A 15,471-nucleotide genomic window follows, 5' to 3' on the forward strand; every position below is an offset into this window, starting at 1 on the left:
CCGGAACGTGTCAAGCAAATTGAGACCAGTCTGTTAAAAAATAAAACTACAAACGGGCTTTTTTGGCAGCCGATAATGTAGGGAAACTCACCGCTATGATTTCATCCGCTTCGTCAGGATGTGCCGGATTAATCCACACCTCCTTGGACGGCAACTTGACGACAGGCACACCGTTGATGAATCGTTTTGGGGTGGTCTCATAAGCGGTTTGCAGTGCTGTTTGGCGGCAGATAGCTACTTCGGTCACCCGATTCGTGAATACTTGTTCCGGCGTGAAGAAAGCTAAGCCACTGTGTTGGTGGTTGAAGTTGTACCATTCCACGTAGTCGGCAAACCATTCCCGCGCAGGGCTGACACTGGCGAAGCGTCCGGGGTAATCGGGTTGTTGCTTACAGGTCTTGAACTGGCTTTCGCTGAACGGGTTGTCGTTGCTGACCCGTGGGCGGCTGTGGCTACAGGTGATCTCCAGTTCTGCCATCAGGTCGAGGTAGCCGTGCGCCGTCATGGGCGCTCCCCGGTCTTGGTGCAGGGTGAGTTCCCCCAAGCCAATGCGGTAACGGGTGCTAGCTTCCTGCATCAGTTGTTTGGCTAGGTGGCTGTTCTCCTTGCGGGAGACCATCCAGGCGACGATGAAACGGCTGTACAAGTCCAGCACCACATACAGTGACAGGTAAACACCGCGTTGTTCAGTCGCTAATTTGGTGATGTCCCACGTCCACACTTCGTTAGGGCGGGTGGCTCGCAGGCGCGGCATGGCGTGCGTCTGAGGTTGACGTTGGGGACGGCGTTCCCCGGTTTGCCGAGCTTTGCGCAGGAGGCGGTACATGGTGCTGACGGAGCAGTAATACACGCCTTCGCTCAGCAACGTGGCATACACTTCAGCAGGGGGTTGGTCAGCAAAGCGTCCACTGTTGAGTACCGGCAGTACCTGCTCTTGTTCGGCGGCACTCAGGGCGTTGTCTGGGACAGCGCGGACGGTAACGGCGGCTGCAACGACAACGGTGGTTTCCGCAACCCTTGCCGGTTCATCAGAGGCTGGCACAGTGTCAGATACCGCGTCGTTTGCCACTACCTCCATGGCAGTCTGGCTGCTGCTATAGCGGTAATAGCTGGCACGGGATAACGCCAAGGCGGCACAACCTGCACGGATGGAGACATCCGGGGGACGGCTTTCCAGCAGGATACTCATGAGCGGCTCACGTTGTTCAGGTGATCCAATAGCGTGAAGGCTTTTTTTTGGAGTTCCAATAAGCCTTCCGCCACCTGTAGACGTTGTTCCAGCTTGGCTTTCTCGCGTTGCAGGGCATCAATGGCTTTGTCTTTGCTGTCTTTTGACGGTTTGCGTCCCGCAGGGCTGTTCTCCAGACCCGCTTCGCCGTGGGCGCAGGCATCAGCCTCGGCAAGGATGCGTTTCTTATCCGCTGCACTGAAATAGCGGTACGTGCGCTTTTCATAGCGTGGGTTCGGCACTACTTGGTTGTCCGGTAATTCACTGGTTGGTTTCGGCATCGTCTTGCTTCCTGTGTCTTAACCCGATTCTACATTTATTTCGCTATCGGGGTGGTCTCAGCGGAGCTTGACACATAGGGGTGTGACAATACGAGCAGTGACAATTTGATTAATTAAGGTAGTGGAAGGGGTATGTTGCATGCTGACTCTCACATGAACAGGAGTTGATCAAGCATAGCAATAATTCTTAGTCTTGCCTAGTCAAGCATGGAGTCTATTCTACCTAAGAGTCAAGTACTTATCAGACACACTGTATGTAGTAGTAGAGTAAAATTTATAAAGGAGTGTCAAAAAGCATGTTCGTACCATGTTCGTACTGAGAGCAATATAAACAAAAGCGTTATTTTGATAGGATTAAACTCTAGTTATCTAAATAATAAAATTCTTTTTGGATAGGCCTTTGTTACTTGTAACAATTATTGGATCTACGCCAAAATATTTCTCCTCTAGAATGAAAGTTTATGCATCTTAGCCAAGAAGCTACAGGCGTAGCCGATACAGCTACGCCTTGATCCGCTTTGATAGACGAGTTTATTGCGGCGTACACTTAGTCGCATCTGCTCCCGTCGCCGTCGAGTTACTACTCGTGCACGTACCAACACCCGAACTAGCAGCAGGTGCGGTAGTAGTGGTGCTTGCAGCATCAGCGGCTGGGGTTGGACTGCTAGAAGTCGTAGCAGTGTTTGGATTCAAAGCGCTTTCAATCGCAGCAGTCAATTCCTTTTCCATATCTAATTGTGGGCGGAAGGGTTGGCCATTAATAAAAAAGGCGGGCGTACCATTTACCCCTAAATTACGCCCCTCTGCTTCGGAGGCCTCCAGCGCTTCATGGGTCTTGGGGTCTTCTAAGCAGGCTTTCATTTTCGCTTCATCTAACTTCAACTCAGTGGCGAGTTGCAGCGGTGACTTATCATCCAATTTATCTTGGTTTTTGAAAGCTAAATCATGATATTCCCAGAATTTACCTTGTTGATCGGCACAAATTGAAGCTGCTGCAACTTTGCGCGAAATACCCGAGGGATTGATCGGCATATGCCGATAAACAATCCGCATTTTGTCGCTGTATTGTTTTAAGACTTTATCAGCAATTTCTGCCCCTTCTTTGCAATGTGGGCATTGAAAATCGGCAAATTCAACTAAAGTCACACTCGGAGTACTGCTGCCTTTGCTGGGATAACCTTCAGTTTTGACCTCAAATACTAAGGCTTCAGGTTTAGGCAAGCTCACTGTATAGTTTTTCTCAGTGGCGATTTGCTTGAGGACTTCTTTCATCTTTTCTTGTTGGCGCTCAGCCCAAACAGCACCGACGAGTTCGTCTTTAACTTCTTTATAAGGTTTTTGGATACGTTCCCAGTTTTGATCATAAAATTTGCGTAAAGCAGCCTCATCCGGTTCAGCGACTTCTAAGGCTTTAGCGGCCACTTCTTCAGGGGTTTTACCTTCAGCCTTGGCTTTTTCACGTAGCCAAGCATCCAATACATATTGATCAATGATGTCTTGGCGCTGTTGATTAACTTTGGTTTCTAGCTCGTTCAATTGAATCCGAACAGCAGCAGGCAGGTTTTTGCCGCTATAATCCTGATCACCATAGTGATAGCTAAGCTCAGCTGCCTGCACCAGACTCAGAGGCAAGGTGCATAATAGGGCGGCGGCTAAAGGTTTGAATAGATGCATCGTTAGTTTCTCTAGGAAAAAGGTCTGATAGCTACAACCTTAGGTGACTACTGCTCTTCTTGCAAGTTATCGTAATGTGGGGTGTGTGTATTCTGGGTAACTATTTGTATTGCTGTGGCGAGAGTGTTGCATTCAGGTTACAGCACAGCTCATAATGCGAGCTATCAATAGCTTGGGCATGAGAAGAGGAAGGTGATTGAATGGCAGCAGTCCTTGATGTGCAAAACATCCACAAGCGCTTTGGTTCGTTAGAAGTCTTGCATGGTATCTCCCTGCAAGCCGAGGCAGGCGATGTCATCTCTCTTATTGGGTCTTCGGGTTCGGGTAAGTCAACTTTCCTCCGCTGTATTAACTTGTTAGAAATGCCGGATGAGGGCGAAATTCAGCTAGCAGGCGAAATGATCAAGCTCAAAACTAATCATAAAGGTAGGCGGACTGCGGTTGACCCTAAGCAGGTACAGCATTTACGTAGCCGAGTCGGTATGGTGTTTCAGCAATTCAATCTCTGGGCACATTTGAATATTCTAGAAAATGTCATGGAAGCGCCTGTGCGTGTGCAAGGTGTGGATAAGGCCGAAGCCCGGGAGCTGGCTTTAGATTATCTCAATAAAGTCGGCATTGCCCATAAAGCCGATACTTATCCGGCCTTTTTATCGGGGGGGCAGCAACAGCGTGTTGCTATTGCTCGAGCGTTGGCGATGCGCCCGGATGCCATCTTATTTGATGAACCCACCTCCGCTTTAGACCCTGAATTAGTGGGTGAAGTCCTCAACGTGATGCGTAAGCTTGCAGAAGAGGGGATGACGATGTTGGTTGTGACCCATGAAATGGGGTTTGCACGGGATGTGTCCAATAAAGTAATTTTCTTACATCAGGGCTTAATTGAGGAACAAGGACCACCGTCAGAGGTCTTTAGTCAGCCTAAGTCTGAGCGCTTAAAGCAATTTTTATCGAATACTTCTATTAAATAATATCCAGTTGGAGTGTATATCATGGGCAAGAAATGGTTATTAGCAATTAGTTTGGGGGCAGCTTTAATCAGTGGCCAAGTCAGCGCAGAAGATAAACTGCGAATTGGTACTGAAGGTGCTTATGCTCCCTATAACTTCATGAATGACCAAGGTAAGTTAGCAGGTTTTGAAATTGATTTGGGTAATGAGCTGTGCAAACGCACGCAAATGACTTGCGAGTTTGTGGTGAATGAATGGGATTCGATTATTCCTAACTTATTAGCTGGCAACTATGATGCGATTATGGCGGGAATGTCGATTACTGATGAGCGTAAAAAAAGTATTACCTTCAGTGAGGAGTACAAACCCGTTGACCCTTCACTCTATGCAGCTAAAAAGGACACTCAGCTAGATTTCGATAAACTGGAAGGTAAAAATATCGGTGTTCAAGGGGCGACGATTCAAGCGACTTTTGTCCAAGATAAATGGGCGGCAAAAAATACAATCAAAGCCTATGAAAAGCCCGATCAGTCTTTAGCTGATTTAATGGCGGGTACGGTCGATGCCGTATTAGCAGATGGTGAATTTATCCGTACTGCGGTCGAGGGTTCTAATGGTGAGTTAGTGGTAATCGGCCCGAGTGAAATGATTGGCGGCGGGATTGGGATTGGCATGCGCCCGGATGATGCCAAATTACATGAAAAGCTCAATGCAGCTTTAGCTGAAATGAAAAAAGATGGCAGTTTAGATGAACTCATCAAAACCTATTTCAAGGTAGGCCCTTTTTATAAAAAGTAAGCCATTATAAGTATTTTTCAGGGTTTGTTTAAGTCAAGCCGCTAGCCTAAGTTGCTAGCGGCTGACCGCAGTTAGTTGATCATCTAACAAAGGGGCGTTCATGCTTGAGATGCTTCCCACTTGGCTCATTGATTGGTTGGGCCCCGACGGTATGGCGAACTTAGCCTATCTCACCAATGGTAAACATTTAGCTTGGTATGCGAGTGTACGCTATACCTTGATTGCCGCTGTGTGTGGCGCGGGCTTAGCGGTGATCTTTGGTTTGTTAGGGGCGGGCGCTAAACTCTCAAAATTTGCTCCCTTACGTTGGCTAGGTGATATTTACACGACGATGGTGCGGGGGGTACCCGATGTCTTGTTTCTCTTATTCTTCCCATTGGCTTTCGAGCAGGGGATTGAATACATCATGGCGAAAATGTATTGCTCGCCTGATGCGGTCGCGGCGGCGGGCGGTGTCGCTTGTAAAGAAGCCCAATGGTTTTTAACCACGACTGAATATCTGGTCATGGCCTGTTTCTCCTTAGGGATTGTGTACGGAGCTTTTGCGGCTAATGTGATTTATGGGGCTTTAAAGGCTGTACCTAAAGGCCAGTTAGAAGCGGCTCAAGCCTTCGGTTTTAATGAGCGCGAGGTATTCTGGCGTTTTCAAGTTCGGCAAATGTGGGTGTATGCCTTGCCCGGTTTATCGAATGTCTGGTTGCTACTTTTAAAGGCAACTTCCTTACTCTCACTCTTACAGATTACCGATATTGTTGCTTGGGCGGATCGTTTAGGTGCACCGAATTATTTGCCGATGGCGGGCTTAGTGCATCCTGATTGGCGCTGGAAATATTATTTGGTGTTATTTATTTTCTATATCTTGCTGACCTTTATTTCAGAGCGATTTTTTGGCTTTTTACAAGCACGCGCCAGTCGCGGCATGGCGAGGGCTAACTAATGGATACTCTTTTGAATTCCCCCTTCATCGCTGATCTGGTTATTCTCTTTAAGCCAGCTTTATATAATATCTATTTTTTAGTCGCTGCTGTACCTTTGGGTTTTGTCTTTGCCGTTGTTTTAGCTTTAGCTAAAAATAGCCAATCTAAACTTATCGCTTTGCCAGCGCGTACTTATATCTATGCTTTTCGTGGCTCGCCTTTGTTTATTCAGTTTTTCATGTTTTACTCGATCAGCTTGGCTTTAAATCCATCGGTGTGGAAGCCTTTAGGGCTGGATTGGCTAATGTTGAGTCCTTTGTTTATTGGCCCTTTTGTTTTAATGTTGAATACAGCGGCTTATTCAGCTGAAATTTTTTCGGGGGCTTTGCAGTCTGTACCTAAAGGTGAGATTGAAGCTGCCCGTGCGACGGGGATGAGTAAAAAGCAGGAGTTTCGTACTGCCATTTGGCCGAATATGTTACGTCTTGCTTGGCCTGCTTATAGCAATGAAGTTGTTTTCTTGTTTCATTCCACGACTTTGGTTTATTTCACCATGCCAGTGATTAATCAGCAACAAGATTTAATGAATAAAGCCGGTGAGCTGTTTGAGAAAGATTATAATTTATTTTTACATTTTTCAGCAGCCGCCTTGTATTTCTTGGTGATTTCAATTGTTATTTTCTATATCTGTAATTTGATCTATAAGCGCCTCACGCGGCATTTGAATGTCGATGTTAAATTGAAAATTAAGCCTAATTACACCCGTTAAAATTCGAGTGAATCGCTATGGAAAAGCTAGTCCGAACCATTACGGGGGATGCACCGGGTAAAACCACCCAATTGGTTTATTTTAAACTCGGTCCAGCCCAAGCTGAGGCAAAGGTTTATTTGCAGGCGGCACTGCATGCCGATGAGCAGCCGGGTATTTTAGTGTTGCATCATTTATTAAAACGCTTAGAGCAAGCTGAAGCGCAAGGCTTACTCAAAGCACGCTTTGTAGTTATGCCGATGGTGAATCCCTTAGGTATGGGGGATTTGGGTTTCCGTCAGCATCAAGGGCGTTATGATCGAGCTTCAGGTGTGAATTTTAATCGGAATTGGCCCGATTTATTTAAAGCTATTCATGTGCAGGTCGCTGGGCAACTGAAGCAGGATGCGGCTCATAATATTCAAAGGGTGCGTACTGCTGTTCACGCTTGGTTGACCCAGCAACAGCCAGTGAATGCTTTACAGCAGCAGCGCCATTGGGTGATGCAAGAAGCTTTTGATGCAGATTTTGTGCTGGATCTACATTGTGATAATGAGGCTTTACCCCATATTTTTACGGTGCCTCAATCGGCTGAGGTGATGCAGGATTTATCCGATTGGATGGGGGCTGCAGCGACTTTATTAACGGAAGATAGCGGCGGCTATTCCTTTGACGAAGTATGGTCAACCTTGTGGCTAAAATTGGCGGCGGCCTATCCAGATTACCCCCTACCATTAGCTTGCCATTCCGCCACGCTTGAGTATCGAGGGCAATTCGATACCTTTGACGAACTCAATCAAGAAGATGCTGAACGCTTATATGGCTTCCTGCAAAGCCAAGGTTTGATTGGTGGCGATTTGCTTCGTCCTCGTCCACCCGCTACTCCTAAAGGCACTGATTTAGCGGCGACCGAAATGACTCGAGTGCAACAAGCGGGTTTGCTGGCATATAAAGTCAAACTCGGTGATCAGGTTAAAAAAGGCGAGCTAATCGCTGATTTAATCAGCTTAGAGGGGGAGGGTGCTTTTGTAGAGCGCGTCCCCGTGTTAGCCGGTACCGATGGCGTTATTATCTCACGGAATATCAATAAATATGTCTGGCCGGGCTGTTCGGTCGCTAAAGTCGTGGGTAGTGTGAAATTAGAGACTCGGGGTGAGTATTTGTTGGAGGATTAGCTATAACCTAACCATGCAGGGAGTTACTTTATAGCGCTGTCTATTCTTATTGGAGCAGAGCAAACACCTTGAAAAAACGGCAAACATCATCATCTAGATCAGACTAGACTCCGTAGAGAGTTGTTATTTGAGTATCTGCAATGACAAGTTCATTTTGGTTGATGCTGGCGATTATTCTCGGTGCAGTGGCAGCTTGGTTAGTGCCTGCTTATCGACGTAAACAGGCGGTAAAAGAGCCTTTTCCTGAGGCATGGCGGCGGATTTTGGCGAGGAATTTCCCAGTCTATCGACGGATGCCAGCGGATTTACAGCTGCAATTACGTCAGCGCATTAAGCTATTTTTACATCAGAAACAGTTTTCGGGTTGTGCAGGTTTAGCCATTACCGATGAGATTCGGGTGACGATTGCCGCGAGTGCTTGCTTACTGATCTTGAACCGAGCAACCGATGTCTATGCTGGGTTGCACTATATTTTGGTTTATCCGAATGCCTTTTTGATTCAACAAGAAGAGGTCGATGGAGCAGGTTTGGTGAGTGCAAAAAACCAAGGTCTGCTAGGCCAATCGTGGAGCAATGGTAAAATTATTTTATCTTGGGAGGATGTTTTAAAAGGTAATCGTGAGTTTAGTGATGGCAGCAATGTGGCTTTACATGAATTTGCTCATCAATTAGATAATGAAAATGGCGGTACCAATGGTGTGCCAGTTTTAGCGAGTACCGAGAAATATCAGCATTGGTCACAAGTATTAAGTGCTGAGTTTGAAGCTCTCCGCCAGGCAGCGATGCAAGGTGATCCAAGCTTGATTAATTATTATGGAGCGACGGCTCCGGCAGAGTTTTTTGCAGTCGTGACGGAAGTATTTTTTGAGCAGCCTAAACAGTTAGCAGAACAGCACCCAGCGCTTTTTCTGCAATTAAAAGCTTATTATCGCGTTGACCCCACCGACTGGCTTTAACTAAATTAGCACTGTGCTATAAATGACGAAAAGAAGCTCACCATCAGCTTCTATAGGAGTTGTTTATGTCCACAGTTATTAGTTCTCCCGAGTTAGCCTCGTTAAGAACCCAGATTAACGAAGCTTGGTTTCGCTCCGAAACCGAAGTGGTTCAAGAACGTTTAGCACAGCAGGGTTTAAGTTTTCAAGCGCGCCAAGCGATTACAGCCCAAGCGGCTAGTTGGGTGACGACCCTCCGTGCTGATCCCGATCCGAATTTAATGGAAAGTTTTTTGGCTGAGTATGGCCTTTCCACTGAGGAGGGGATCGCCTTAATGTGTTTGGCGGAAGCCTATCTGCGTGTACCCGATACACCGACTTTAGATGCCTTAATTCGAGACAAAATCGGTGGAGCAGATTGGGCTAGGCATCAGCAAGGGGCTGATTCACTGCTAATTAATGCCTCGACTTGGGCCTTAATGCTCACTGGAAAAATGCTCCGCCAAGAACAAGACGCGACTAGCCTCGGTGGTTCTTTGCGCAAGTTAGTTCAGCGGATTGGTGAGCCTGTGGTACGTACTGCCGTCTCGCAAGCCATGAAAGTCATGGGGCAGCAATTTGTGCTCGGGCGCACGATTAATGAAGCGTTGGAGCAAGCACGCAAGACCGGTGGTTATTTACATTCGTTTGATATGCTGGGTGAAGCTGCCCGTACCGCTGAAGATGCTGATCGCTATTTCGCGGCCTATGCCCATGCGATTCAAGCGATTGGCGCACAGGCCAAACACAAGGAGGTTCATGCAAATTCAGGGATTTCGGTTAAATTATCCGCTTTGCACCCCCGTTATGAAACAGTGAATCGTGAGCGGGTACTCGCCGAATTAGTACCTAAGCTGAATGCGCTCGCTGAGCTGGCTTGTGCAGCTCAGATTCCTTTGAATATAGATGCTGAAGAGGCCGAGCGCTTAGATTTATCTTTGTCAGTGATTGAGACGGTGTTGCGCAACCCCAAACTGGCGCAGTGGGAAGGGTTTGGGTTGGTAGTGCAGGCTTATGCTAAGCATTGCCTACCTACTTTGGTTTGGATTGCCGAATTAGCGCGCAGTCTGCAACGTAAAATTGCGGTTCGTTTGGTGAAGGGCGCTTATTGGGATGCAGAAATTAAACAAGCACAAGTCTTGGGGTTGCCAGCTTATCCGGTGTTCACACGCAAAGCCTCGACCGATCTGTCTTATTTAGCGGGTGCACGTTTTCTGTTAAGCCAGCGCTCGGTGCTTTATCCGCAATTCGCCACACATAATGCTCAAACGATAGCTGCGATTTTGGAATTAGCAGGTGCTGACAAAACGAATTTTGAATTCCAGCGTTTGCATGGCATGGGTGAGGCCTTGCATAAGTTAGTGCATGAGCAAACTCAACAACCTGTGCGCATTTATGCACCGGTGGGGGTGCATGAGGATTTACTGGCTTATTTGGTGCGGCGCTTATTGGAAAATGGGGCGAATTCATCTTTTGTGAATCAACTCTTAGATACTGAGCTACCGATTAGTCGTTTAGTCTTAGACCCGATTAGTGTTGTGACTAGCCTCGACTCCATCCCGCATCCGAAGATTCCTTTGCCTCCCGAGTTGTTTAATGACCGCCAAAACTCGCAAGGTTGGAATATCAATCAACCTTTAATGGCCAGTGAGTTGGCTTTCGGCATGGAGCATTTTCAAACCAAGCAATGGCAGGCTGCGCCTTTAATAGCGGGTCAGAGCTTGGCGGGTACTCCACGCGCTGTCTTCAATCCAGCTAAGCCAGCTGATCAAGTCGGTGAAGTGGTTGAGGCCAATAGCGCACAAGTTGAAAAAGCTTTACAACACACCCTCGCTGCCACTGCCCGTTGGCAAGCGCAGACCGTAGAAGTGCGTGCGGCTATTTTAGAGGCTATCGCTGATCAGTATGAAGCTCAGGGTAGTGAGCTGATGGCCTTGTTGACCCGTGAGGCGGGTAAAACTCGTTTAGATGCGGTGTTAGAGCTGCGCGAAGCCATTGATTTTTTGCGTTATTACGCGGCAGAGGCTCGTAAGCCCGCCAATCTACAGCGGCAAGGTTTGGGGGTATTTGTGTGTATTTCGCCGTGGAATTTCCCCTTAGCGATTTTTACGGGGCAAATCGCAGCCGCTTTAGTGATGGGTAACTGTGTATTGGCTAAGCCAGCAGAGCAAACGCCTTTGATCGCGTATCGTGCAGTGCAATTGATGCAAGTGGCGGGTTTGCCACCCGAGGTCTTGGCTTTATTACCGGGGGATGGCACAGTGGTCGGGGCGGCTTTAACGCGGGATGCTCGCATTGCTGGGGTGTGTTTTACGGGCTCAACAGAAACAGCGACCTTAATTGATCGGTCGTTGGCTGCTGCGGGTAATGCTGAGGCGGTGTTGATTGCCGAAACAGGCGGCTTGAATGCCATGATCGTGGATTCAACGGCCTTACCTGAGGCGGCTGTGCGCGATATGGTGAATTCAGCATTTCAAAGTGCAGGGCAGCGTTGCTCAGCCTTACGGGTATTGTTTATTCAAGAGGATATTCGTGAAAAAGTGCTGACCATGCTAGAAGGTGCGACCCGTGAATTGCAAATCGCTGATCCGTGGCAGCCTTCAACAGACATTGGTCCGGTGATTGATCAAGAGGCCAAGCAAATGATTGAGCAGCACTGCCAAGCTTTTGCGGCCAAACATAAAATCTTATTCCAGCATCCGGCTTCGGTTGCCAAAGACAGCTTGTTTGTCGTACCGACCGCTCTTGCCTTAGATCAACTCAGTGATTTAGAGCGTGAAGTGTTTGGCCCAGTGCTGCATGTCATTAGTTTTAAATCGAGTGAAATTAAGCAAGTGTTGGCCGCGATTAATGCGAGCGGTTATGGCTTAACTTTGGGGATACATTCACGCCTTGATGAGCGGGTGCAGGAACTGACGAGTGAGGCGCATGTAGGCAATATCTATGTGAATCGTAATCAAATCGGTGCAGTCGTCGGTGTGCAACCCTTTGGGGGTGAAGGTTTATCAGGAACAGGACCTAAAGCAGGCGGACCGTATTATCTGGCGCGCTTCAGTCAGGCGATAGCGCCTAAGCGTTGTTTGCCTAGCTTTACTCTGCCGAGTTACCCCGTGAGTATTCCTTGGCTTGAGGTGACTGAATTTGTGCGTCAAGCTCCATTAGCACAGGCTGCTTGGGATGAAAACTTTCTGAAACGACAGGCTTTGTTGCAGGCCGCCGTGCAGTTATTGCCCGCTGAACTGAGTCGAGTGGCTCAGCAACGACTGGCTGATTTAGCCGCAGAGTTCAAGGATGAATGGCGCTTGCCAGGACCTACTGGTGAGTCTAATCGTTTAAGTTTGCATGGGCGTGGGATCGTTTTGTGCTTAGGGGGCGGGGCTGATTCTGAGCAAGCTTTATTAGTTCAAGCACTGACGGCCTTACTCGCGGGTAATGCTCTGGCTTTGCCACCGACTGACTTGGCTAAGCATTTAGTGACCGCTTTATATAAAGTGGGAGTCGCCAAGCAGTTAGTGGCGTTAGTGGAGCTAGAGAATCTAGCGACCAGTTTAACCCAGTTCCCACAGTTAGCTTTAGTGGCTACTGCCGCCAGTGGTGCTGAGCTGGTGATGATTCGCCAAGCCTTAGCAGCACGTCAGGGTGTGCGAGTGGCTTGTGTTGATCTAGAAGCAAGCTTAGAACGTTTCTGCTGTGAACGTGTGGTGACGATTGACACCACCGCCGCTGGTGGGAATGCTTCTTTACTGACTTTGGATGAGACAACGATAATTTAAACTAAGCTGTACTGGCCTGATGATACGTGCTAAGCACTCATGAGGCCAGTGGTGACAGTCGTAGTCATAAGCTAAGGACTATTTAAGTTCGGCTAAAGGTGGCTTGCTAAACAGCAGGCTACCCACATAGCGAGCACCCGCTGGAGTGAGATGTCCTCCATCGAAGGAAATCAACGCTAAATCGGGTGTAAACAGTGGGCAAGTATCACCTTCCCCACAAATGAGTTGATGAATATCCACAAAATTAGCGGCACCGACTTGAGTGCGTAGCAGGTTATTCACGGCCATTTGTTGTTCATCAACTGGATTGCGCAGTTTGAGTAAGTCTTCATCGGTTTGGCGTAAATAACTGCGTACATTAATTTTGCCAAAGCTTTTCCGCCCGACAATTTTAAAGGTTTGCTCGGGCTTTAATTCCAGATTTTTGAGCGTGGTGCTCAGTCGTTCAGCTGACCAAGGCTTCCAGCTTGAGGCAATAATCACCAAATCGGCTTCTGCAATTTGCGCTTTTGCGGCAGTTAGATTATCGGCTTTAGCGCAGAGTGCTTGATTTTTCTCTTCAATAAAGCCAGAAATATCTTCCTCACCTAAGTAAATTTGGCAAATATTAGGCAGATAGCGGGTGCTGATTTGATAGTTAGCTAGGGCTTGGTTTTCAAGCACAGTATTCAAAAAATCTTGTGCATGGCTATCGCCGATAATCAAGGCTTTTTTGCGAGGATCTTGGCTATCAAACGGACGTTGGGCGAGTTCTAAATAGCGAGTACGCACATAATCACCCCCTGCCTCATTATCAGCAGCTTTGACCATCGCATCACGTTTTTCATCAGCCAAGCCAGGAGTACTTAGGCTTAGACTGGCACAAATTGCACTGCCAAGCAGCAGGCTAAGATAGTTCGACATAAGAATTGGCTTCATAATAATTAATACGGATTGTTAGCTGAGAGTGTTGGTTAGTGATTCAGTTCCCTAAAGCACATTTTAAGCCGCCTAATTCGCTTGTGCCAACCCATAACCCAAGCCTAAAAATAACAAGCTGCCCAACCCCGCCAAGCTAAAAATCTGGGGGCGGGTCAATGTCTGTTTATGACGGAAGGGACGTTCTACATAGCGCCAGCTCAACCATGCTAAGAGTAAACTGCTGAAGGCCATCGCGGTCATTAACCCTAAGTTAGGTTCTAGATAAGGTTGCAGGCGCGCAAATACGAGCAAAGGCTGATGCCATAGATAAGCGCTATAAGAAATCAAACCGATCAGGACCAAAGGTTTGAATGCTAATAACCGCCCGATAAAATTGGTGGGTGCAGCAAATAAAATAATCAAGGTTGCCCCCAAGGTCGGAAACAGGGCATAGCGACTCGGGAAAGGCAGGCTGGTATTGAGGAAAATGATCGAGCCAAGAATCAGTACTAGGCCTAAGACTGCTAATACCGACGTAATCCAGCCTTGAAAGGGTGTCTGCTTATTTAAATACAGTGCAGCTAAAGCACCTAAGAGCAACTCCCAAAAGCGACTGGGTAATAGATAAAAATTTGCCCCAGCATCCACCCGCCATAGCCATTCGCAAGTGACAAGGCCGAGTAGGGTTAGCCCACCTAATACCCAGCCAATGGGTTGACGTCCAAATTTCCACAAGAACGCTAACAGCAGCGGAAAAATTACATAATATTGTTCTTCAACCGCTAAGCTCCAAGTATGCAAGAGCGGGATAAATTCAGATTCGGTGGCGAAATAATCACTTTCTTTCCAGAATAAGATATTCGAGGCGAAGACACTAACCGCCATTAAACTACGCCCAAAGGCAGCCAGTTCATGCGGCAACAGCAACCACCAAGCAGCAGCGGCAGTCACGGCTAATACTAAAAAAAGCGCAGGTAAAATACGGCGAATACGGCGCTCATAAAAGCCTAACAGAGTGAATGACTGGTTTTTTAGTTCATCGAGCAGAATGGAGGTGATTAAATAACCGCTAATCACAAAAAAAATATCTACACCCACAAAGCCACCACTAAAGCCAGCCAGGCCTGCATGATAAGCAATCACGGGCAAGACCGCTAAAGCGCGTAAGCCATCTATTTCAGTTCGATAATGCATAAGACTTGACAGCGAATCAAAAGGCGCATTATGCCCTGAAATAGGCTGACTCGTCGCCTTGATCACGCTGAGTCAGTCAAACTTAATAAATTGGCAAGCTGAAGCAGGCCTCATGAGTGAAGGCTTAGCTCATTTGTTTAGTACTTGAGCCTTGAGCACTAGCTTCAAGTCGCTTAGCCATTTGCTGCTGGGTCTGAGGCCTACTCACTGGGTCTAAATTGCATTGCTCTGCTGGGGGTGATTTGGGTTTCGAGTGACGCTTAGAGTGGACTTGATCGTTAGCAGTGGCAAAGGCTTCTATATCAATGTAACTCAACATACCATGCTCCTCTTAGTGGTTATTTGAAAGTTAATTTATAGAAAAAATAGTTGTTTTTATGAAGATATTTGTATTTATAAACACAATTCACAGTGAATCAGCAGGCTAACAGGAAAATGTCGCTAGGCTCAGTGTCCTCGTTATGATTATTGGTATGCCTTGTATCATAGCTAAAATATCAGCAAGATGCAGTCGTTTATCTAAAATATTTATAGTAGACCTCTTGCGAAAATAATTATCCCCCAATCATCCGATTAACAAGAGCGGCGATCAACCGTAAGCGTAGCTCAAACCGTCGTCGCCGTCCTCGGTAAACCCCCTTCAGAATCCGAAAAATTTTCAGTGAGCGAATCCGATGCTCCACCTTGACCCGAACCTTGGCCAACCGCTGATTGAACTCCATTTGCTCCGGCTCTAAGTCTCGACCCGGCGGCTTTTTGAACGGCATGACCACAGAGCATCCCTCGACCCTGAACCCCACATAGCCCAGATCCACCGCACAGACGCTACCCGCCGGAAGATGATGAGCGTGGCGGCGAG

Annotated in this window: 14 protein-coding genes; 7 read left to right on the top strand and 7 right to left on the bottom strand. The window is 47.4% G+C overall.

All coding sequences use genetic code 11. From position 1 onward, the window contains the following. Positions 1 to 46: 46 nt before the first annotated feature. The 3 genes from B5D50_RS20275 to B5D50_RS19290 form a co-directional block, all read right to left on the bottom strand. Entirely contained in the window at positions 47 to 1,189 is a 1,143-nt protein-coding gene (locus B5D50_RS20275; RefSeq protein WP_143594392.1) for an IS3 family transposase, read from the bottom strand. Then, entirely contained in the window at positions 1,186 to 1,509 is a 324-nt protein-coding gene (locus B5D50_RS19285; protein WP_078923703.1) for a hypothetical protein, read from the bottom strand. Before B5D50_RS19285 ends, B5D50_RS20275 begins: the two co-directional genes overlap by 4 nt. Before the next feature lie 531 nt (positions 1,510 to 2,040). Continuing rightward, positions 2,041 to 3,183: a thioredoxin domain-containing protein gene (locus B5D50_RS19290; RefSeq protein WP_078924282.1), complete on the bottom strand. Its 1,143-nt coding sequence runs from the start codon at positions 3,181 to 3,183 to the stop codon at positions 2,041 to 2,043. A 200-nt stretch (positions 3,184 to 3,383) separates the two neighbouring features. On the opposite strand from B5D50_RS19290, the gene B5D50_RS19295 reads away from it, so the two are divergent. From B5D50_RS19295 to putA, 7 genes are all read left to right on the top strand, one after another. Then, positions 3,384 to 4,154: an ABC transporter ATP-binding protein gene (locus tag B5D50_RS19295; protein ID WP_078924283.1), complete on the top strand. Its 771-nt coding sequence runs from the start codon at positions 3,384 to 3,386 to the stop codon at positions 4,152 to 4,154. 21 nt (positions 4,155 to 4,175) lie between these two features. Next, on the top strand, positions 4,176 to 4,931 hold the full coding sequence (locus tag B5D50_RS19300; RefSeq protein ID WP_078924284.1) for a transporter substrate-binding domain-containing protein: 756 nt from the start codon (positions 4,176 to 4,178) through the stop codon (positions 4,929 to 4,931). Between the two features lie 100 nt (positions 4,932 to 5,031). Continuing rightward, complete coding sequence (locus tag B5D50_RS19305) at positions 5,032 to 5,868, top strand: ABC transporter permease subunit (RefSeq protein WP_078924285.1); 837 nt, start codon at positions 5,032 to 5,034, stop codon at positions 5,866 to 5,868. Next, positions 5,868 to 6,617, top strand: a complete 750-nt coding sequence (locus B5D50_RS19310) for an ABC transporter permease (protein WP_078924286.1) — start codon at positions 5,868 to 5,870, stop codon at positions 6,615 to 6,617. The genes B5D50_RS19305 and B5D50_RS19310 overlap by 1 nt, the downstream gene beginning before the upstream one ends. A gap of 17 nt (positions 6,618 to 6,634) precedes the next feature. Continuing rightward, positions 6,635 to 7,771: a succinylglutamate desuccinylase/aspartoacylase family protein gene (locus B5D50_RS19315; protein WP_234975940.1), complete on the top strand. Its 1,137-nt coding sequence runs from the start codon at positions 6,635 to 6,637 to the stop codon at positions 7,769 to 7,771. A gap of 140 nt (positions 7,772 to 7,911) precedes the next feature. Then, entirely contained in the window at positions 7,912 to 8,727 is an 816-nt protein-coding gene (locus B5D50_RS19320; protein ID WP_078924288.1) for a M90 family metallopeptidase, read from the top strand. A gap of 65 nt (positions 8,728 to 8,792) precedes the next feature. Continuing rightward, a complete protein-coding gene (gene putA, locus B5D50_RS19325) occupies positions 8,793 to 12,518 on the top strand; it encodes a bifunctional proline dehydrogenase/L-glutamate gamma-semialdehyde dehydrogenase PutA (protein ID WP_078924289.1) in 3,726 nt (1,241 codons plus the stop codon). Positions 12,519 to 12,596: 78 nt separating this feature from the next. On the opposite strand, the gene B5D50_RS19330 is transcribed toward putA, so the two are convergent. From B5D50_RS19330 to B5D50_RS19345, 4 genes are all read right to left on the bottom strand, one after another. Next, positions 12,597 to 13,421: an SGNH hydrolase domain-containing protein gene (locus tag B5D50_RS19330; protein WP_078924290.1), complete on the bottom strand. Its 825-nt coding sequence runs from the start codon at positions 13,419 to 13,421 to the stop codon at positions 12,597 to 12,599. 87 nt (positions 13,422 to 13,508) lie between these two features. Next, complete coding sequence (locus B5D50_RS19335; RefSeq protein WP_078924291.1) at positions 13,509 to 14,612, bottom strand: acyltransferase family protein; 1,104 nt, start codon at positions 14,610 to 14,612, stop codon at positions 13,509 to 13,511. A 124-nt stretch (positions 14,613 to 14,736) separates the two neighbouring features. Next, positions 14,737 to 14,931, bottom strand: coding sequence for a hypothetical protein (locus B5D50_RS19340; RefSeq protein ID WP_078924292.1), 195 nt, complete (start codon positions 14,929 to 14,931; stop codon positions 14,737 to 14,739). A gap of 235 nt (positions 14,932 to 15,166) precedes the next feature. After that, a partial coding sequence (locus B5D50_RS19345; protein WP_143594345.1) for a transposase family protein occupies positions 15,167 to 15,471 on the bottom strand: 305 nt, incomplete at its 5' end.

It is taken from the genome of Thiothrix eikelboomii, assembly GCF_900167255.1.
GTDB lineage: Bacteria > Pseudomonadota > Gammaproteobacteria > Thiotrichales > Thiotrichaceae > Thiolinea > Thiolinea eikelboomii.